Annotated in this window: 15 protein-coding genes; 4 read left to right on the top strand and 11 right to left on the bottom strand. The window is 61.3% G+C overall.

The annotated features are described in order from the left end of the window. The first annotated feature begins 16 nt into the window (after positions 1 to 16). Positions 17 to 1,630 (top strand): serine/threonine-protein kinase, encoded by a 1,614-nt coding sequence (locus tag I41_RS09070; RefSeq protein WP_168206780.1) that lies wholly within the window; start codon positions 17 to 19, stop codon positions 1,628 to 1,630. Here I41_RS09070 and preA read toward each other — a convergent pair. Both preA and I41_RS09060 read right to left on the bottom strand, forming a co-directional pair. Further along, positions 1,627 to 2,757, bottom strand: a complete 1,131-nt coding sequence (preA, locus tag I41_RS09065) for an NAD-dependent dihydropyrimidine dehydrogenase subunit PreA (protein ID WP_145432242.1) — start codon at positions 2,755 to 2,757, stop codon at positions 1,627 to 1,629. The genes I41_RS09070 and preA overlap by 4 nt on opposite strands. Positions 2,758 to 2,921: 164 nt before the next feature. Continuing rightward, positions 2,922 to 4,283, bottom strand: coding sequence for an aspartate aminotransferase family protein (locus tag I41_RS09060; protein WP_210421137.1), 1,362 nt, complete (start codon positions 4,281 to 4,283; stop codon positions 2,922 to 2,924). 196 nt (positions 4,284 to 4,479) lie between these two features. Between I41_RS09060 and I41_RS09055 the strand changes: the two genes are divergently transcribed. Together I41_RS09055 and I41_RS09050 are read left to right on the top strand one after the other, a co-directional pair. Next, positions 4,480 to 6,075: an NCS1 family nucleobase:cation symporter-1 gene (locus I41_RS09055; RefSeq protein ID WP_210421136.1), complete on the top strand. Its 1,596-nt coding sequence runs from the start codon at positions 4,480 to 4,482 to the stop codon at positions 6,073 to 6,075. A 120-nt stretch (positions 6,076 to 6,195) separates the two neighbouring features. After that, positions 6,196 to 6,735: a hypothetical protein gene (locus tag I41_RS09050; RefSeq protein WP_210421135.1), complete on the top strand. Its 540-nt coding sequence runs from the start codon at positions 6,196 to 6,198 to the stop codon at positions 6,733 to 6,735. A 92-nt stretch (positions 6,736 to 6,827) separates the two neighbouring features. Here the strand turns inward: I41_RS09050 and I41_RS09045 are convergent, their stop codons facing one another. Then, positions 6,828 to 7,697, bottom strand: a complete 870-nt coding sequence (locus I41_RS09045) for a nitrilase-related carbon-nitrogen hydrolase (protein ID WP_145432240.1) — start codon at positions 7,695 to 7,697, stop codon at positions 6,828 to 6,830. A 308-nt stretch (positions 7,698 to 8,005) separates the two neighbouring features. On the opposite strand from I41_RS09045, the gene I41_RS09040 reads away from it, so the two are divergent. After that, positions 8,006 to 9,517: a CoA-acylating methylmalonate-semialdehyde dehydrogenase gene (locus tag I41_RS09040; RefSeq protein ID WP_145432239.1), complete on the top strand. Its 1,512-nt coding sequence runs from the start codon at positions 8,006 to 8,008 to the stop codon at positions 9,515 to 9,517. An 82-nt stretch (positions 9,518 to 9,599) separates the two neighbouring features. Here the strand turns inward: I41_RS09040 and uraH are convergent, their stop codons facing one another. The 8 genes from uraH to I41_RS09000 form a co-directional block, all read right to left on the bottom strand. Continuing rightward, the gene (gene uraH / locus I41_RS09035; protein ID WP_145432238.1) at positions 9,600 to 9,974 is read right to left on the bottom strand and encodes a hydroxyisourate hydrolase; all 375 of its coding nucleotides are present in this window, start codon (positions 9,972 to 9,974) and stop codon (positions 9,600 to 9,602) included. 232 nt (positions 9,975 to 10,206) lie between these two features. Beyond that, positions 10,207 to 11,025 (bottom strand): enoyl-ACP reductase FabI, encoded by an 819-nt coding sequence (locus tag I41_RS09030; RefSeq protein WP_145432237.1) that lies wholly within the window; start codon positions 11,023 to 11,025, stop codon positions 10,207 to 10,209. 205 nt (positions 11,026 to 11,230) lie between these two features. Then, on the bottom strand, positions 11,231 to 11,659 hold the full coding sequence (locus tag I41_RS09025) for a 3-hydroxyacyl-ACP dehydratase FabZ family protein (protein WP_145432236.1): 429 nt from the start codon (positions 11,657 to 11,659) through the stop codon (positions 11,231 to 11,233). A 138-nt stretch (positions 11,660 to 11,797) separates the two neighbouring features. Continuing rightward, positions 11,798 to 13,234 carry a phytoene desaturase family protein gene (locus I41_RS09020; protein ID WP_145432235.1) on the bottom strand — a complete coding sequence of 479 codons (1,437 nt, stop codon included), beginning with the start codon at positions 13,232 to 13,234 and terminating at the stop codon, positions 11,798 to 11,800. Positions 13,235 to 13,637: 403 nt separating this feature from the next. Continuing rightward, positions 13,638 to 15,023 carry a phytoene desaturase family protein gene (locus tag I41_RS09015; RefSeq protein WP_145432234.1) on the bottom strand — a complete coding sequence of 462 codons (1,386 nt, stop codon included), beginning with the start codon at positions 15,021 to 15,023 and terminating at the stop codon, positions 13,638 to 13,640. Positions 15,024 to 15,113: 90 nt separating this feature from the next. Next, positions 15,114 to 15,374: an acyl carrier protein gene (locus tag I41_RS09010; RefSeq protein ID WP_145432233.1), complete on the bottom strand. Its 261-nt coding sequence runs from the start codon at positions 15,372 to 15,374 to the stop codon at positions 15,114 to 15,116. A 206-nt stretch (positions 15,375 to 15,580) separates the two neighbouring features. Beyond that, positions 15,581 to 16,825, bottom strand: a complete 1,245-nt coding sequence (locus I41_RS09005; RefSeq protein WP_145432232.1) for a beta-ketoacyl-[acyl-carrier-protein] synthase family protein — start codon at positions 16,823 to 16,825, stop codon at positions 15,581 to 15,583. Positions 16,826 to 17,153: 328 nt separating this feature from the next. Beyond that, on the bottom strand, positions 17,154 to 18,554 hold the full coding sequence (locus tag I41_RS09000; protein ID WP_145432231.1) for a type 2 periplasmic-binding domain-containing protein: 1,401 nt from the start codon (positions 18,552 to 18,554) through the stop codon (positions 17,154 to 17,156). Between the last annotated feature and the right edge of the window lie 175 nt (positions 18,555 to 18,729).

Below are 18,729 nucleotides of genomic sequence, written 5' to 3'. Positions count from 1 at the left end.
ACCGCTGTTCGATCGCATGACGGCCAACGAATTCCTCGACCTGCTCCGGCGCAGCCAACTGGTGGAAGAAGACCAGTTGACCAAGTTCCTCGGCGGTATGGCCGCCAGGAACAAGCATCGGGTCCCCGACGACGCCGAGCTGATCGCGGCCGCGATGATCGAGGCGGGGATCCTCACCGAATGGCAGTCCGAGAAGCTGCTCGCCGGCAAGCACAAGGGGTTCATGCTCGGCAAGTACAAGCTGCTGCGCCACCTGGGCAAAGGGGGGATGAGCCAGGTCTACCTCGCCGAGCACATGCTCATGAAGCGCAAGGTGGCGATCAAGGTGCTCCCCTCGAACCGAGTCGAGGATTCGACCTACCTCGAGCGGTTCCGGACCGAAGCACGCGCCGCGGCGAAGCTCGACGACCCGAACATCGTGCGGGTCTACGACATCGACAACGACGGCAAGACGCACTACATCGTGATGGAGTACGTCGACGGTCGCGATCTCCATGTGCTGGTCAAGGAAGACGGACCGCTCGGCTACGAACGCGCGGCTGACTACATCGCCCAGGTGGCGCGCGGCATCGCCCACGCGCACGACATGGGGCTCGTCCACCGCGACATCAAGCCCGCCAACTGCATGGTGACCAAGCACGAGGTCGTGAAGCTCCTCGACATGGGCCTCGCTCGACTGATCGACGATGAAGCGTCGCTTACGCTGGAGAACAACGAAAACGTCCTCGGCACGGCGGATTATCTCGCTCCCGAACAGGCGCTCAACAGTCACAAGGCCGATGCTCGGGCCGACATCTACAGCCTGGGCTGCACGCTCTACTTCCTCCTCATGGGGCACCCCCCCTTTCCGGAAGGAACAATTTCCGAGCGGCTGCTGAAGCATCAGGTCGAACAGGCCCCGAGCATCTTCAAGGAACGTCCCGATGCGCCGTCGGTGCTGGTCAACATCTGCAACCGGATGATGGCCAAGCGAGCGGACGAGCGTTACCAGACGGCCGGGGAGGTCGCCGAGCGGCTGACCGAGTGGCTGGCCGACCGGGGCATTGCGATTGGCGACAGCGGCAAACGGAAAGATCCCAGCGGCTCCGGCGGCGGCGGCGGCGGGGGCGGACTCGGCAGCGACGTCTTCCGGCGCTTCGCCGCGTCGATGAGCAAGGTCGGCCACGACTCCGGCAACCGCGCCTCGTCCCCTGGCGCAGGCAGCGGCGGTACGCGCAAACCGACGGCGGTCGCGGCGGCGAAGGTTCGCACCGAGCCCGAAGAAGAGATGAAGCTTGCCCCGCTCGAAGACGAGCCTCCTAAGAAAGCCGTCATCGCCGAGATCGCCAAAGCGACCGCCCCGGCGGCATCGCCCGCCGCGGCAAACGGCGCGGCAACCCCGGCCCCCCCGCCCGCGACGCCGGAAAAACCCAAGAAGGTGAAATCGCTGTTCGAAGAGGAGTTCGACGCAGCACGGGCGTCGGCGCCCAAGGTGAGACCGGCGCGAAAGGAAGGGGAGTTCGACCCGCTCCGCCCGCCAGGATTCGCGGGGCCGAGTTACGGCCCGCCGGGGTGGGTGTACGCCGCGATCGGCTTCGGCGTGTTCGTCGTTCTCTGCGTGGTTGGCGCGCTCGTCTTCGGCGTGTTCTAGCCGCGGGCCAGGGCGTCGCTCTGCTCGACGAAGTCGTCGCCGCGCCACTGGTCGTCGGCGCGGATCATGCGCTCGGCGTCGTGCTTCGCTTTCGCCGCAGCGCGGGCTTCGGCCTGTCGTTTCACGAGGTCGGCATGAGTAGTGAAATACTGAACGCTGTGTCCGCGGAAGTCGTCGAGTCGCTCGAACTGATGCTTCGCCATGAACGCGAGCAATTGTTCGCAAAGCGGTTTGATGAGTCCGTAACCGTGCTTCATCACCCCGGTGCAGACCTGAACCGTGTCGGCGCCGAGAAGGATGAACTGGGCGGCGTCCTCGCCTGTTTCAACTCCGCCAATTCCGCTGATCGAGCGCCCCGGGAATTCCTTGCGGATCACCTGGGCGATCTCCATCACCATGCGGAGCGCAATCGGGAGCACGGCGCGGCAGGAGTACCCGCCGGGAGTGGTATATCCCTCGACGCTCGGCTCGGGGCGAAGCGTTTCAAGATTCACGCCCAGCACGCTGCGGATCGTGTTGATGGCGCTCACCCCCTCGCACTCGGCCCGGAAGGCGGCTCGCGCCGGGTCTTCGATATGGGTGACGTTCGGCGTCATCTTGGCCCAGACCGGCTTGGTCGCCACGGCGTTCACCCAGCGGGAGACTTCTTCGAGGATCTCCGGGTTTTCACCCATGGCGGATCCCATTTTTCGCTCGGGCAAGCCATGGGGGCAGGAGAAGTTGAGTTCGAAGGCGTCAACCCCGACCGCTTCGCAGCGTTCGACGATCTCGACCCACGCGTCCCTGCGGAACTCCTCCATGATCGAGGCAATCAGGATGCGATCGGGGTACTTGTCCTTCACCGCTTTGAGTTCTTCCATCCAGACGTTGAAGGGGCGATCGCTGATCAGCTCGATATTCTCCCAACCGATGATCTCGTCGGAACCCTGGGCGCGCAGGCGGGCGTAGCGGGGTTGGACGTTGGTCACCTTATCGGCTTCGAGGCTGATCGTCTTGCAAATGACGGCGCCCCAGCCCTCTTCGAAGGCTTTGCAGATGACGTTGCCGTTGGTTCCCGGAGGTCCGGAGCCGATGACGAAGGGGTTCGGCAGTTTCAGGCCGTCTACGGTAGTCTCGAGCGTGGGCATGGATTTATCGATTCAAGAAGACTTGTCTCACGCAAAGGCGCGAAGCCGCAAAGAATACAATGGAATGGCGAGAGTAATCTGTATTGCAAACTGAACGGATAAAATCACGTTGGGGAGCGGAGTTGAATCGTCTTCCTCTGCGCCTTTGCGTGAGATCCTGTTTCCTACCGCTTCAACTCAAGTAATACCTCATCCAGCGTATCGACCAAGAAGTCGGCGTCGTCTTTATTGAGGCACATGGGAGGCTTGATGCGGAGCGTATTGCCGAAGAGGCCTCCCTTGCCGATGATCAGTCCGCGTTCCTTCGCCTTCTCCATAACATCGGCGGCTTCGGTGTTGGCGGGTTCCTTTGATTTGCGGTCACGCACTAGCTCAACGCCAATCATGAGGCCCATGCCACGGACGTCGCCGATGAGGGGGTGGCGTTCTTGCAATTCGAGGAGGCGATGCTTGAGATGATCGCCGATCGTTTTTGCGTTCTGCTGAATGTTCTCGTTATGGATCACTTCGAGCGTCGCGAGGCCCTGCGTCATCGAGATTGGGTTGCCGCCGTAGGTGTTGAAGTGGATGCGGTTCTTCATCATCGCGGCGATCTCGGGCCGCGTCGTGCACGCGCCGAGCGGGGCGCCGTTGCCGATTCCCTTGGCCATCGTCACCATGTCTGGCGTGACGCCGTAGTTTTCAAAACCCCAAAAACGGTCGCCGGTGCGGCCGAAGCCGCTTTGCACTTCGTCGGCGATGCAGAGGCCGCCGGCTTTGCGGACAATGTCGTAGACGATCTCGAAGTAGCCGGGAGGCGGAGTGACGGCGCCGCCGACCCCTTGGATTGATTCGGCAATGAACGCCGCGACCTGACCGCTCGTCTCGTACTTGATGACGTTCTCGACGTCTTTGGCGCACTTCAGCCCGCAGCTCGGATACTCGAGTCCGTACGGACAACGATAGCAGTAGGGAGCCAGCGCGTTCTTGACGTTGATCGTCGGGTTCGTCTTGAACTTCCACGTGCTGTGGGCCGTGAGGGCCATCGTTGCCTGCGTGCCGCCGTGGTAGCAGTTCCGGAGGCTGATCACTTCTTGGTTGCCGGTGAATTCGCGTGCCGAGAGGATGGCGATCTCGTTCGCTTCGCTGCCGGAGTTGGTGAAGTACGTTTGCGTCAGCCCACTGCCCTTGGGAAAGTGTTCGGCCAGCTTCTTGCCGAACTCGCCGATGGTCGGGTGGAGGTAGATCGTCGTGACGTGCTGCAGCTTGCCGACTTGTTCCTGCACCTTCTTGACGATGGCGGGGTGGCAGTGGCCAACCGAGACCGTGACGATACCGGCGAACGCGTCGAGGTAGCGCTTGCCGGTCTCGTCCCACAGATACTGCATGTGGCCTTCGACCAGCAGCAGCGGATCGCGGTAGTAGGTGATCAGCCCGGGGGTGAGATATTGTTGCCGGACGGCGAGGACTTCGGACTTGGACGGCCCATCGTAGGCAGCGGGGCGGTGATCGATGATCGGCAGCGAGGCGCGAGTTTCGGTGGGCACGGGCAGGGCTCTCGTTGGACGGGGACGGCCGCTTCTGCGCCGATTCTAGCGGGTTGCATGGGCAGACACCACCGAATTTCGAGGCGGCGCCGGGCGATCAGCGTTGACCGGATAGGTCAGGCAAGATTTACTGCAAGCATCAGGAAACGGCGGCCGTCTGAGTAGCAACAATTCTCGAGTGCAAAGGTCTAGCTTGATGCCCGCCCCTCCCAGCCAAACGATGATCGACGGCTTGGTCGAAGCGAACGTCGATTTGTCGTCGTCGCCCTACTACAGCCACGACATGGCGCCGACGACGCGGGCTGAGCGCCGCTGGGGGATGAAGGACATCGCCGTACTGTGGATCAGTATGTCGGCGTGCATCCCGACGTACATGCTGGCGTCCTCGCTGATCGATGGCGGCATGGACTGGCGACAGGCGGTGCTGACGGTGTTCCTCGGCAACGTCATCGTGCTGATTCCGATGGTGCTCAACGCTCACGCCGGGACAAAGTACGGCATCCCGTTTCCCGTCTATTGTCGGGCGAGTTTCGGCATCTTGGGCGCGAACGTGCCGGCGTTGCTGCGGGCGCTGGTGGCATGCGGGTGGTTCGGCATCCAGACGTGGATTGGCGGCGAGGCGATCTACACGCTGCTGAAGGAGTTCTTTCCGGCGTGGGGCGAACTGCCGTTGCTGTTCGCTGACTCCAACGACCCAGCGAGCACCGGGTTGGGGATCAACGGGGCGCAGCTCGTCTGCTTCTTGGCTTTCTGGCTGGTGAACATGTTCGTCATTTACAAGGGGATCGATTCGATTCGCTTGCTGTTGAACGTCAAAGCGCCGCTGCTGATCGTACTTGGGCTCGCATTGCTCGCATGGGCCTATAGCACCGCAGGCGGGTTTGGCGAGATGCTGACGCGGCCGTCGCAGTTCGTCGAAGGGGGACCCAAGGCAGGTAAGTTTTGGAGCTTCTTCGTCCTGGCCCTGACGGGCAACGTTAGTTTCTGGGCGACATTGGCGCTCAACATTCCCGACTTCAGCCGCTATGCCCGCTCGCAGCGGGATCAGATGCTGGGGCAGGCGCTCGGGTTGCCGACGACGATGGGACTTTACTCGTTTATCGGCGTCGCAGTTACCTCCGCCGCCATGGTGATTTACAAAAACCTGCCGGCTGAGCAAGCGAAAAAGCTGTGGGACCCGGTCTTCTTGCTCTCGTTGTTTGAGAACCGGGCGGTACTGATCGTGGCGATGGCGTCACTCGCGATCGCCACGTTGGCAACGAACATCGCCGCTAATGTCGTCAGTCCGGCGAACGACTTCGCCCACATGTGGCCGCGGATGATCTCGTTTCGCGTCGGCGGGTTCATCACCGGCTTGATCGGGATCCTGATCCAGCCGTGGCACTTGGTCGCGAACGGCGACGTTTACATCGGCAAGTGGCTCGTCGGCTACTCGCTGCTCTTGGGCGCCGTCGGCGGCGTGTTGATCGCCGACTATGTCGCGCTAAGGCGGATGCAACTCGACTTGGCAGGACTTTATCGTAAGGCCGGACCTTACTGGTACGTGAGCGGCATCAATCCAATCGCGCTCGCGGCGCTGCTGGTGGGGATGTCGCTCTGCATTCCTGGGTTCTTGGCGACCATCGGAAAAATTTATCTAGCGGGCGATTTGAGGGCGCCCGAAGGGGCCGAGACTTGGCCGGCTATTTGGGGCAATCTCTACAATTACGCGTGGTTTACCAGCTTCGGGGCGGCGTTTGTCATGTACCTGGGGTTGATGCTGACGTTCGGGCGGAAATACTTGCGCCGTTAAAGATCTACAATCAGTTACAATGCAATCAGCTTCACTCCAAGCATCTCAATGAGCATTGCGCAACCAACGCCGACTGTCGTTTCGTTTGGTAACGACGTCCTAGATAGGATGGTGTTAGCCGTGGAGAAAGTGCGCGAGCGATTGCATCGTTCTACGCAGGCGCTGGAAGCGGCCGGCATTCCTTATGCAGTTGCGGGCGGTAACGCGGTGGCGGCTTGGGTGTCGAAAGTCGATCCTGGCGCAGCTCGAAATACGATTGATGTCGATTTGATTATCAATCGATCGGACCTAGATGCGGCGAAGACTGCGATGGAAGGCGTTGGTTTTGTCTACGCCTTTAGTTACGGCGTGCATATGTTTCTCGACGGCCCGGAGGGCCGGCCGCGAGACGCAGTTCATTTACTCTTCGCAGGAGAAAAAGTTGATCCGCGGTACGCGGAAGCGGCGCCGGACTTGTCTAGCGGCGAACAGGGCGAAGTATACCGCCTAGTGGGCCTTGAACCGCTTGTGCGAATGAAACTCACCTCCTTCCGTCGTAAGGATCAAGTGCATCTTCAGGACTTGATCAACGTCGGACTTATCGATGCGACGTGGCCCGCGAAGTATTCGTCCGAACTCGCGGCGCGGTTGCGCGAACTTCTCGATGACCCGAATGGATAGAGTCTGCGGGCCATATGAACTTCGCGTTGCCCAGCCATTCCTCCTTAGGCCTCATCCTTGAGGGAGAGGGGAATGTTTGAAGATCGTATGCACTACGGCGCCGTGATTGCTCCGTAAGTCTCCGGTCGGCGGTCGCGGTAAAACTGCCAAGTGTTCCGCACCTCGCGAATGAGGTCCATGTCGATGTCGGCGACGACAATGTCGTCCTTGTCGCGGCAACCCTCGGCGATGATTTGCCCGCGCGGGTTGCAGAAGTAGCTTTGACCGTAGAACTCGCCGATCCGCCACGGATCTTCCCAGCCGGGGCGATTGATGGCGCCGACCCAGTAACCGTTGGCGGCGGCGTGCGCCGGTTGTTCGAGCTTCCAGAGGTATTCGCTGAGGCCGGCGACCGTAGCGGAGGGATTGAAGACAATCTCGGCTCCATTGAGGCCCAGGCAGCGGGCGCCCTCGGGAAAGTGGCGGTCGTAGCAAATATAGACGCCGACCTTGCCAACCGCCGTGTCGAAGACTGGGTAGCCAAGGTTGCCGGGGCGAAAATAAAACTTCTCCCAGAAGCCGGGGTTCACCTGCGGGATGTGGATCTTGCGAAACTTGCCGAGGTAGGTGCCGTCGGCGTCGATGACGCTCGCGGTGTTGTAGTAGAGGCCCGAGATTTCCTCTTCGTAGATCGGCACGACGAGAACGATGCCATGCTTCTTAGCGACTTCGCACATCAGCTTCGTCGTCGGACCGTCGGGGATGCGCTCGACGAGGTCGTACCATTTCGTTTGTTGTTCGGCGCAGAAGTAGGGGCCGTAGAAGAGTTCCTGCAAGCAGACGACCTGAGCGCCATTTTCCGCGGCTTGGGCGATCAACGCGAGATGCTTGTCGATCATCGACTGCTTGATCTTGGCGACCGGCGCCGTGGCGGATTCGCAGAGAGTGGCTTGAATTAATCCGCCGCGGACGGTGCGAGGCATCGCGTAGCTCCTGTGTACTCTTCGGTGAACCACATGCGCTGGCAGCAGAAATGAAACCGCCGATGAACGCCAATAAACGCAGACAAATGCTGACGACATCTCGCGTTGAGAGAATCTGATTGATTTATCTGCGTTAATCTGCGTTCATCGGCGGTTTCATCTTTGCAGCTACAAGCGTGTGTTGGGTGGACTGAAGGCCGCCCGCGCCGCGACTGGGCAACCTTGGCCCGGGTGGTATCATATCGTGTTACCTGCGAAACTCCTACCAGTTTTCGACGCTCAGCGGGGCGTTGCAAGGATGACCCATTATGGCGACTGCCACCAGCGTTGACGTTGTGCCCTCCTTCTCCGGCGGTCAGTGGCAGCGGGGCGAGGCGGTCCGTTGCGGCGAGGTCTTCAATCCGTCGACGGGAAAGCTGATCGCCCGAGTTCCTTTGGCGACCGCTGCGGAAACCGCCGCCGTTGTCGCGGCGGCGAAAGCAGCGTTCGTCGATTGGAGCGAAACTCCGGCCGTCGAGCGGGCGCGGGTGATGTTCCAGTATCGGCATTTGATGGCCGCTCATTTTGAGGAACTCGCGTCGCTGGTGACGCGCGAGCATGGCAAGACGCTGGCCGAGGCGCGGGCCGAGGTGCAGCGCGGGCTGGAGATGGTGGAGTTCGCCTGCTCCGTGCCGACGATGCTCATGGGCGACACGCTGCCGAACATCGCGGGCGGGGTCGACGCGGAGACGAATCGGCATCCGGTCGGTGTCTGCGTCGGTATCACGCCGTATAACTTTCCATGCATGGTGCCGCTGTGGATGTTTCCCGTGGCGATCGCCTGCGGCAATACGTTCGTGCTGAAGCCGTCGGAAAAGGTGCCGCTTTCGGCGGTGCGGCTCGGCGAGTTGCTGCAAGAAGCGGGCCTGCCGGCGGGCGTTTTCAACGTGGTCCACGGTGACAAGGAATGCGTCGACGCGCTCCTGACGCACCCCGAAGTCGCAGCGATTTCGTTCGTCGGGTCGACGGCCATCGCCAAGTACATCTACGAAGTCGGCGCGAAGCATGGCAAGCGGGTGCAGGCGGCCGGCGGCGCCAAGAACCACCTTATCATCATGCCCGACGCCGATCTCGATCAGTCGGTGAAGGCGCTGGCTGCGAGCGCTTACGGCTGTGCAGGGCAGCGCTGCATGGCAGGGAGCGTGGCGGTGGCGGTGGGCAAGATTGCCGATCCGCTGGTCGACGAACTTTGCCAGTATGCTGGCAGCCTCAAAGTGGGGCCGACCGACGGCAACGAAGCAGTCGACATGGGGCCAGTCATTCGCGCGGAGCATCGCGATCGCGTCGCCGGGTATCTCGATATCGCCAAACAAGAGGGAGCAACCGTGCCGCTCGACGGGCGTCGCGACTTTGCTGGCGGTGGTTTTCTGCTCGGCCCAAGCGTCGTTGATCGCGTCGAACCGCGGATGCGATTGGCGCAGGAAGAGATATTCGGTCCCGTCCTATCGGTCGTTCGGGCAAACTCGCTTGATGCAGCGATCGAAGTGGGCCGCAACTGTCCCTACGGCAACGGCGCCTCGATCTTCACTCGCGACGGGTACGCGGCGCGAGAGTTCAAGCACAGATTCAACGCTGGGATGATCGGCGTCAACGTCGGCGTCCCGGCGCCGATGGCATGGTTTCCGTTCACCGGCTGGAACCAGTCTTTCTTTGGCGACCTGCACATCCAGGGGACCGAGAGCGTAAGCTTCTACACGCGGCAGAAGATGACGCTCACGCGGTGGTTCAAGAGCGCGGCGGATTCTTTCCAGGATCCGGTGTGGAAGACGGCGAAGCGATAGCGGAGCCCCAGGGCGCCAAGACTGCGCGCTCTTACTCGCCGTCCGGTTCGCCCAGCAGGCGAATGGTTTCTCGCGCGAAGCGCTAGCTGCCGCGATAAGTGCTATAGCCAAACGGGCTAAGCAGCAGCGGGACATGATAATGTTGGTCGGCGCGGGCGACTTGAAACTCAATCGTCACGAGCGGGTAGAAGTGGTCGACCTGCTGCTCCGCGAAGTAGCTGCCCGTGTCGAATGTCAGTCGATAGCGGCCCGGGGCAAGCTCCCCCTCCCAAAATAGTCCCGACGCGCGCCCATCGCTGTTCGTCGCGTCTCGGCCGAGGAACTGCCAGGATTCATCTGCACCGCGGCGCTCAAGCGTCACGGCGACGCCCGCGGCGGGTCGACCCAAACGCACATCGAGTATGTGGGACGTGATCGGCGACGTTGTACCGCCGCTCCTAGTACCGGAATTATTCATTCGCAACCTTATCGAATTGCCGGCTGAGTTAGCGAAGCCTTTTGCAATTCTAAACGTTATGGACGCCAAGGAAACACCAGGCGGCGAACCGCGCTGGCACGACGAGAACGGCAGGAAAAATGACGCGTCACGAAGTCAGGGCATATGGCGACGCGGCGCGTCACCTGGCGTTTGCACCATTTCTTTCGTCTCGTCCAATTTGCCCTGGCGACTCAGTTCATTCACGGTTTACTCACGCGCGCGGCAAAGCGTCGACCGCTGGCTTCACGAGGCGCGGGTCGAAGTAGTTCACTTCCATGCCGGCGTCGATGACGAGCCGTTGGGCGTTGATGCCGCTGGAGCGGGGGCTGAGGAGGAACGCGACCGCATTGGCCACCTCTTCTGTCTGCACCGCCCTGCCCCGCAGCGTCGCCCGTTCGGCGTAGAGATACGAGTCGACGTAGCCAGGGATGCCGGCCGAGGCGCTGGTTTTCAGCAGGCCCGGGGCGACGGCGTTGAAGCGGACCTCGGAGAATTGGCTGAACGATTTGGCGAGGAACGCGAGGCTCGCGTCGAGCGCCGCCTTTACCGGAGCCATGAAGCCGTAATTCTCGCTGGCCATGCGGGTGGTGCTAATCGAGATCGTCACCACTGAGGCGTCGCGCGCGAGTTGGTCCTTCAGCGCGTTGGACAGTGCGATGAGCGAGTAGCAACTGACGTCAAAGGTGCGGAGGAGTTGCTCGCGGGACGTTTCGTGGAAGGGTCGCATGCCGCGCTCGTCGTAAGCGGCGAAGGCGATTGAGTGGACGATGCCGTGGAGAACTTCGAAGTCGGCGGCGAGCTGCGCGGCGAGGCGGTCGATTTGGTCTTGATGCTCGACGTCGCAAACGTAGATCGGGGCGTCGCCGATGAGTTTGGCGACGGATGCTTGGCGCTCGGGCGAGCGGACGACGTAGACGACCTCGGCGCCGGCTTCGCGCAGCACCTGACCGACGTGGTAGGCGACGCTTTTGCGATTGGCGACGCCGAAGAGGACGATGCGGCGGTTGGTAAGTTGGAGGAAATCGGACATTTCTTGGTTCTGCGTGGTGAATCGATTGGCGATGCTAGTTTAACCGCCAAGGACGCCAAGGACGCCCAGAGGTAGAGCGATAATGTTGGAACCGCCGATGAACGCGAATGAACGCAGATAAGCAGATTAAATGCATGTCTTCATCTGCGTTCATCAGCGTTCATCGGCGGTTCCTTCTTTGTATTTCCCTGGCGTCCTTGGCGGATCAATTCTTTGGGGCCAATGTACACGCGAAGTCTAAGCGGCAGGCGACTTTGCCGGCAACCGTTACTTTGGCGGTCATGAAGAACGCCGTCGAAAGGCGTTCGGTAAGTTCGACTTCGATCTCGACCGTGTCGCCCGGCATCACCATTTTCTTGAACTGGACGTTGTTCGCGCGGGTGGCGACCGGGACGCGGTCATCGGCGTCCGCGACCAGCTTCGATAGCAGCACGGCGCCAGCTTGCATCGAGGCTTCGCAGAGGATCACGCCAGGGGTGATCGGGTAATCGGGGTAGTGGCCGGCGTACCAGAACTCGTCGCCGCTAAACGTCTTGCGGCAGACGATGCGATTCTCTGACTGCTCGACGATTTCGTCGATGAGGAGAAATGGTTCGCGGTGCGGAATGGCGGCTTTGATCTTTTCTAGTGACATATGAGATATCTCACGCAAAGGCGCGAAGGCGCAAAGGAAATACGATGAACACTGACGACGCCAATGCTCAATCAGACTGACTCCACATTTTTCTTCTTTGCGCCTTCGCGCCTTTGCGTGAAATCTTTCTTTATGCTGCTATGTCGTTGCTTTCGCCGCAGCTGACATCAAGCATGTATCAACCTCATTCGCCACAATCACGCCGTAGTTCATCGCCCCGAGCCAGCCGCTCATGATGATGCCGACGCTGCCGGCGTGGAACAATCCTTTCACCTGTTGTGGGATCGCGCGACTCACGGCGAGGCCTTCGAACTTCGTGCCAAAACTCGCCCCGGCGATGTGTTGCGTATAGTGCTTGAAGGTCACCGGCGTCGAGGCTTCGACATGGTCGACGCGCTCGCGGATGTTCGGCACGTACTTGTCGAGGGCGTCGAGCGTCGTTTCGCAGAGGTCTTGCTTGCTCGCTTCGTACTCGTCCTCGGGCAGCTCAGCCCAATCTTCGTAGCGGGCGTTCGTGCTGGAGACGATCAGGCAACGCGGACGCCCCTGTGGTCGGGTGCGCGGGTAGTAGAACGAGAACGTGCGGCTGGTGATATCGCGGCTGAGCAATAGGTCGGTCTGGAAGACGGGCGCGGTGCTGCTGAAGAGCAGGTCGCCGGTCGACTCGTCGATTGTTTCGTCGGGCTTGAGCGCCATGTAGACTTGCGTGCTGGAGTTGTTGAGCCGCACGGCGCGGGCGTCTTCGACGAAGTCCTTGTCGAAGTACTCATCGCCGACGAGGTTGAAGATCGTCTGCTTCAAGTTAGCGTTCGACATGACGGCGCCGCATTCGATCGTGCGGCCGTTGACCGTCACCGAGCGGACGCGGCCGCCGGTGCAGTCGATGTGTTCGACGTTGCAGTTGATGCGGATGTCGACGCCGCTCTTTTTCAACTCCGCTTCCATGAGCTGGATCAGTCGGTCGGTGCCGCCTTCGAACGTGAACACCCCCTTCGACATGAAGTTCGAGAAGACGATGCCGTAGCTGATGGCCGGGTCTTCGAGCGTGCTGCCGTTGGCGTAGGTGATCGGCTCCATCAGCAGGCGAATGACGTCTTCGCGGCCCGGGAAGAAGCGATCGAACAGTTCGCGGGTGGTCGTCTGCTGGTCGTCGTAGAAGTTCATCCCACGGGCGGTATCGAAGAAACCTTGCACCGCTTCGGGGGCGACCTTGAATTCTTCGATGAGAAGCTTCGTGAAGTCCTCGCGATTGAACGTCGTAGTGAGCGAGAACATCGGGTTATCGAACCGGATGCCGGTGAGTTGCACGATGCTGTCAGCGATTTCCTTCGACCAATAGCGGCGGCAGCTCTTGATCATGCCAACGGGAAAGCCATGGAGCGAAATGTCGAAGATGTGCCCGCCGGGGCGTTTGAACCAGGTGGCCATGCCGCCGAGCTTGTAGTGCTGCTCGAGGAGCAACACCGAGCGGCCGGCGCGAGCCAGGACGTTGGCGGCCGTCAGGCCGGCGAGTCCGGAGCCGATGACGACGACGTCGTAATGACTTCGGGCGTCTTTGAGGAAGTCTTTAGGCATGGCTGGAAGAACACGATGATCACCGAGCAGCGACCGGAGGGTCGCGGGTATAGCGATCGGCGGGGGATGGCGCTGGTTCGCCGCAACGACGGGTCGCGAGTTTTTCGACGATTCATGATATCCCAGCCGAGCGGTTGCGGCATGGGGGCGAACCGCGACTTTCTCACTCCCAAGGGCCGTGCCAGATTAACCGCCAAGGACGCCAAGGACGCCAAGAGGAAGACCAATTTCAATTTGGAACCGCCGATGAACGCGAATGAACGCAGGTAAACGGACTGTGGTCGTATTTTCATCTGCCTGAATCAGCGTTCATCGGCGGCGCCCTCGTGCGTTTCTTGGCGCTCTTGGCGTCCTTGGCGGTTGCCTTTCTTTTGGGCCGCTCCGGCGGGTCGTTGACCCGCGCCTACTTTAGGCAGTGCATGTTCGCCATGCCGATGCCGCTGGTGATCGCGCCGATGATGCCGACGAAGCCTTGGTCGGTGCCGCAGATGAAGAGGTTGTCGAGGTGGGTGCGGCCATCGAGCTGCTTTTCGGGGGCGCCGTAGATGGCGCCGTTGTCGTGGCCAGTGAATCGGACAATAGTGGTCGGCGTGAACATGTCTGTGTCGATCACTCGGCCGCGGTAGTCGGGGATGAATCGGATCGCTGCGTCGGTTATGCGATCGTACCAGCGCGACTTCTCCAGGCGGTAAGCATCTTCGTCGAGGCCGCGCCAGTAGTCGAAGTTGGCGAGCGCGGTGATCCGCATCACGCCGGAGCCCTCTTTGTCGAGCGGTTCGTCATACTCGAAATTGTTCGGACTACAGATGACGCCGCTGCGGAGATCGCACGGCTCGTGTGATTCGCTCCAGTCGAAACTCGGGTTATCGTTGTAAAAGGTGATGGTGCGGTCGTGGCCGAGACGCTTGGGTTCGACGTCGAGCGTGGCGATCGTTTCGCAGAAGCTGAGTCGGCCGGGCGGTCGCTGAGCAGTGACTGGCTGCCCGTCGTCACAGAGGCGCATCGTTTCGGGCCAACCGGCGGAGGAGAGGACGCGTTTGGCCTCGATCGTTTCGCCGTTTTGCAGCACGACGCCGGCGACGCGGCCGTTCTCGACGTGGAGGCGTTCAACGCCGGTGCGAAGTTTTAGTTCGCCGCCGAGGCCGCGAAACTTGCGGACGAGTTGCTTGAGAATCAGCCGCACGCCGGCGTGGGGACGGCCGAGGCCTTCCATGAAAATGCTGCGGAACATGATCGAGAACTGGCCCCAGTCCATGTCGTGCTCGCGGGCGGAGCCGTAGAACATCAGGGGGCAGAAGAGCATTTCGACCAGGAGCGGCTCGGTGAGCAATTCGCCAAGCCGCGCGCGGGCGGAGATGGCGGCGTGCGTTTCGTTGAGGTCGTCGTACTCTGCCACTTCAGCGAGGAGGCGCTCGAAGTTATCCGACTGGGCCGGAAACGCGCGGGCGATCTCGGCGCGGAACAGATCGAGGTCATTGTCGAACAGGAGGCGCACGCCGGGGAAGACAATTTCAGAGCCGACTTGCGGCGAAATATCAAAGTCGTCCCACGAGAGACGCAACTGCCTTAGAAGCCGCGCGAGCGGGCCGCGTTTGGCGCCCTTGGGGGTGATGTTCGTGAGGGCGTGAAGGCCGACGTCATAGTCGCGGCCGCGGAGACGGTAGAAGCCGTTGAGCCCGCCGATGGTGGTGTGACGCTCAACAATGCAAACGCGCTGATCGTAGTAAGCCAGGCGAATGCCGGCAGCGAGACCGCTCATGCCGGCGCCGATGATGAGAGTGTCGTACATGAATGACGAATTCCTGAATGACGAATGACAAATGAGAGCCGTTGATTTACCCCTCACGGCATTCGACATCAGTCATTTGGTCATTCGTCATCACACCCGTTGAATGTCCTTCATCAACGGCTCCAGGTAGGTCACCGTCGAGTCCATGCTGGCGAGGTTGACGTAGTCGTCCTCGGGGATCTGGATGCGGTGACGCTTGCGGAGCTCCATCACGATGTCGAGGAAGTCCATGCTGTCGAGTTCCATCTGCTCGCGAAAGCTCTGCTCGTCCTTGAGCTGCGACAGATCCTCGTCGGGGGCGATGTCGGAGAGAATGTCGAGGACTTCGAGTTTGATTTCGTCGCGGGTCATTTCAGGTTCCTAATTTAACCGCCAAGGACGCCAAGAGCGCCAAGGGGAATACCAAATCAATTTTGGCACCGCCGATGAACGCGAATGAACGCAGATGAAGACATGCCATCAATCAACTTATCTGCGCTTATCAGCGTACATCTGCGGTTCCTTCTTTCTTGTATTCCCTTGGCGCTCTTGGCGTCCTTGGCGGTTCAATTCTTCTCTTAAACGCGTTTGATAATGACAGCTGAGTTGATGCCCAGCATGCCGAAGGAGTTGTTGAGGATATACTCGATGCCCTGCGTTTCCCGCGGTTCGTTCAGGACGAGGCCGGGGAGGTCGCACTCTGGGTCGAGGTCGTCGACGTTGATTGTGGCGTGGCAGACGTTGTCTTGAAACGACGGCAGGTTGCCGGCGAGTTCCAGTGATCCAGCGGCGCCCATCGCGTGGCCGATGAAGCTTTTCGTATTGTTAATGTGGGTCCGCTTCGAGTTGCCGAAGACTGTCCGCAGCGCAATGCATTCCTGGATGTCGCCGCTGGGAGTAGCTGTGGCGTGCGTGCTGACGATGTCGACGTCCTCGGCGTTGAGGCCGGCTCGTTTGAGCGCCTGATTCATGCAGCGGGCCTGCTGCGTTGGGTTCGGCAGGACGAAGTCGGTGGCGTCGCTCGTCATCGACCAGCCGACCAGCTCGCCGTAAATCTTCGCTCCGCGCTTCGTCGCGTCGCTGTAGCGTTCGAGCGTGTAGATGCAGCCCCCTTCGGAAACGACGATGCCGTTGCGAGCTCGATCGAACGGTCGCGACGCCTTCGTCGGATCGGCGTTGCTGGCCAAGGCCCCCTGGCTGGCAAACCCGGCGAAGATGCCGAAGGTGCGAATGCTTTCAGAAACGCCGCCGGCGATCGCGAAATCGCACTCCTCGAGCATCAACATCTGGGCGCCCTGGATCAGGCCGGCGTTCCCCGCGGCACAGGCCGCGCCGATCGTATAGTGGGGACCGGTGATCCCCATGTTCAGCGTAATTTCGCCGGCGGGGTTGTTTGCCACAGTGCGCGGATTGTGGTGGTGCGTCCAGACCTTTGTGTCGTAGTTGAACTGGCTGATCTCGTAGACCTCGTTCTCGGTCTCGACGTTGCCATGCTCGGTGAGGCCGATGTAGACGCCGACCCGCTCGCGGTCGATCGCTTCCCAATCGATGCCCGAGTCGGCTACCGCTTCACGAGCGCAGTAAATGCTGATGCTGCCGGCACGGGTGCCGCGACGGACGTCTTTGCGACCTTGGTGCTTCAGCTCGTTGAAGTGACAAACGCCAGCCAGCGTGTCGCCGACGTAGCGAATGTTGTAGGGCTCGACGCCGCTTTTTCCGGCCAATAGCGCAGCGCGATAGTCGGCGAGATTGTCGCCGTTGGGGGCGGTCAATCCGATGCCCGTGATCACGATGCGTTGGTCGTCGGAAGCGCTGCGAATCATGCGGTAAATTGCGTTGTTTTAGCCCACGCCAACCGAAGGGCGGCGGTACGGAGAGAACCCATCAGGCTACTGCCTTGGGTGGAATCGTACAAGCGGCCCGGTAGCGAGGCCAGTCGGCCGATTTTGCAGTTCAGAAGATTAACCGCCAAGGACGCCAAGGACGCCAAGGGGAAGACAAAATTCAATTTGGAACCGCAGATGAACGCCGATAAACGCAGATGAAAACATGACCTCAATCCGTTTATCTGCGTTCATTCGCGTTCATCAGCGGTTGCTGTTTTTGTATTTTCTTAGCGCTCTTGGCGGTTGCCTTTCTTGCTCGAGATAACTATTCGGTTTCCCCGAGGTGGCGCCGGTAGGCGGCGGCTTGTCGAACGCGGCCGAGGCGGTTGGTGATCGCCTCCCACTTGGCCGCCACGCCGTCGAGCGCGGCTTGGGCGGCAGCCTCGTCAGCGGGGGCAGTGCGGACGGCGTCGGCCAGCACGGCGAGGTATTCGTCGATCGCCGGGAGGCGTGGAATCAGAACGGGGGCGTCAGTCGCGAGGGCCGCCGCAACGATCTTAGTCACTGGCTCGCCCTCTTTGGCGACTTCGAGCCCCTTCATCCACTTGCCGCTGGCGCTGGCTTGCGACGCGCGGTACCAGAGCGTGCCGGTACTGCGGGCACTGAGGCTGGCGGCCAAGTCACCGGTCGTCAGCCACTGGGCAAGCTGGAACGCGGGGACGGCGTTGCGGGTGGCCGTGGTGACCGCGGCCAGGCGGCCCTCGCACCCCAGTAGCACGACGCTCGCCGGATTGGTTTCCTTTTCCCAGGCGCCGCGGCTCGAAGCGTAAACATCGGCGGGGGGCGCGACGGCCGTGAACTCGACATTACGCGGCCCCGCACCAGCGGCGGCGGCGAACTCCTCGTCGAGTCGGCTCGGCCACCCGAGTGTGGCAACTACGTCTCCGCCGGCGACCAGCTGCATCGCCTCGGCGAATCCCAGGGGTGGCTGGTTGGCACGCCAGGCGTTCGCCGCGGCGAGCTCGACCAGGGCGCGAACGAACGGCGGCTCGGCGATTCGCGGCTTCATGTCGGCCGGGTCGAATAAGGCTTCTTGGCGACGATACGACTCCGTGTGCCCTAGTGCACGGAGTACGAGAGCATACGCGGCGGCGAGGCCATCAGTCGGAGCGACGCTTCCCGCAGGCGCCGGCCCATTGCCCGCGACCGTTGTCGCCGCGGGCGCACCGAGTTGTCGAAAGTTGAGCAGCGGCGGCGAGCCAAGCGAAAATGCGAAGACCTGGCCGCCGTACTTCATCTCGCCGTTGCGGATGGCGGGATAAATATCGTTCAAACCAAATTCGGGACTGCTGAGCATCGCCGTGCGGAGCGGACGGAGGTCGCCGCGCTCAACGAGAGTTCCCAACAGCCTTGAGGGAAAGATGACCACGTCGCCGACGATTCGCTCGGCGCTCCATAGTTCATCAAGCGACACGCTGTCGACTTTCAAGTCGCCGCCGGTGCGGGCCCTCCATTCGCCGCGCAAGAGGCGAACACCTTCGGCCAGTTCGACGTCCCCGGCGACTTGCACGGTGAGCGGCACCGCGGGGGGCGGCGCAAGCGGCTCAGCCTGGGGACTTGCCGGCGTCGGCGACTGGTTCGAGCCGCCGCAGCCCACGAGCCCCGCACAGAGCAGGGCCAACCCCAAGAGTGGCAGACAGAAGCGAGAAAGCGGCGAGGGTTGCATGCGAAGACAGCTCGAGTCCGGAGATGGCCGTCAAGCGGCCAGGGATTTTCGTCCCCTGATTCTACTTATTTGCGGCGGCGCTGCTACTCGCGCAAAGCGACAAGCGTGGCCCGGAGCGCCGCCTGCCGCCCGGCGACGCACTTTAGGAGGGGAGACGTCGCTGCCACAGCGAGGA

It is taken from the genome of Lacipirellula limnantheis (genome assembly GCF_007746075.1).
In the GTDB taxonomy this organism is placed as follows: Bacteria; Planctomycetota; Planctomycetia; order Pirellulales; family Lacipirellulaceae; genus Lacipirellula; species Lacipirellula limnantheis.
Note: the sequence above shows the minus strand (reverse complement) of the source record. Positions and strands in the feature narration are given on the sequence as shown.

What these genes read in the sequence shown, in the direction of transcription:
- I41_RS09070 (WP_168206780.1), top strand. Translation starts at nt 17, where the DNA reads ATGACGGCCAACGAATTCCTCGACCTGCTCCGGCGCAGCCAACTGGTG.
- preA (WP_145432242.1), bottom strand. Translation starts at nt 2,757, where the DNA reads ATGCCCACGCTCGAGACTACCGTAGACGGCCTGAAACTGCCGAACCCC.
- I41_RS09055 (WP_210421136.1), top strand. Translation starts at nt 4,480, where the DNA reads ATGCCCGCCCCTCCCAGCCAAACGATGATCGACGGCTTGGTCGAAGCG.
- I41_RS09045 (WP_145432240.1), bottom strand. Translation starts at nt 7,697, where the DNA reads ATGCCTCGCACCGTCCGCGGCGGATTAATTCAAGCCACTCTCTGCGAA.
- I41_RS09040 (WP_145432239.1), top strand. Translation starts at nt 8,006, where the DNA reads ATGGCGACTGCCACCAGCGTTGACGTTGTGCCCTCCTTCTCCGGCGGT.
- uraH (WP_145432238.1), bottom strand. Translation starts at nt 9,974, where the DNA reads ATGAATAATTCCGGTACTAGGAGCGGCGGTACAACGTCGCCGATCACG.
- I41_RS09030 (WP_145432237.1), bottom strand. Translation starts at nt 11,025, where the DNA reads ATGTCCGATTTCCTCCAACTTACCAACCGCCGCATCGTCCTCTTCGGC.
- I41_RS09025 (WP_145432236.1), bottom strand. Translation starts at nt 11,659, where the DNA reads ATGTCACTAGAAAAGATCAAAGCCGCCATTCCGCACCGCGAACCATTT.
- I41_RS09020 (WP_145432235.1), bottom strand. Translation starts at nt 13,234, where the DNA reads ATGCCTAAAGACTTCCTCAAAGACGCCCGAAGTCATTACGACGTCGTC.
- I41_RS09015 (WP_145432234.1), bottom strand. Translation starts at nt 15,023, where the DNA reads ATGTACGACACTCTCATCATCGGCGCCGGCATGAGCGGTCTCGCTGCC.
- I41_RS09010 (WP_145432233.1), bottom strand. Translation starts at nt 15,374, where the DNA reads ATGACCCGCGACGAAATCAAACTCGAAGTCCTCGACATTCTCTCCGAC.
- I41_RS09005 (WP_145432232.1), bottom strand. Translation starts at nt 16,825, where the DNA reads ATGATTCGCAGCGCTTCCGACGACCAACGCATCGTGATCACGGGCATC.
- I41_RS09000 (WP_145432231.1), bottom strand. Translation starts at nt 18,554, where the DNA reads ATGCAACCCTCGCCGCTTTCTCGCTTCTGTCTGCCACTCTTGGGGTTG.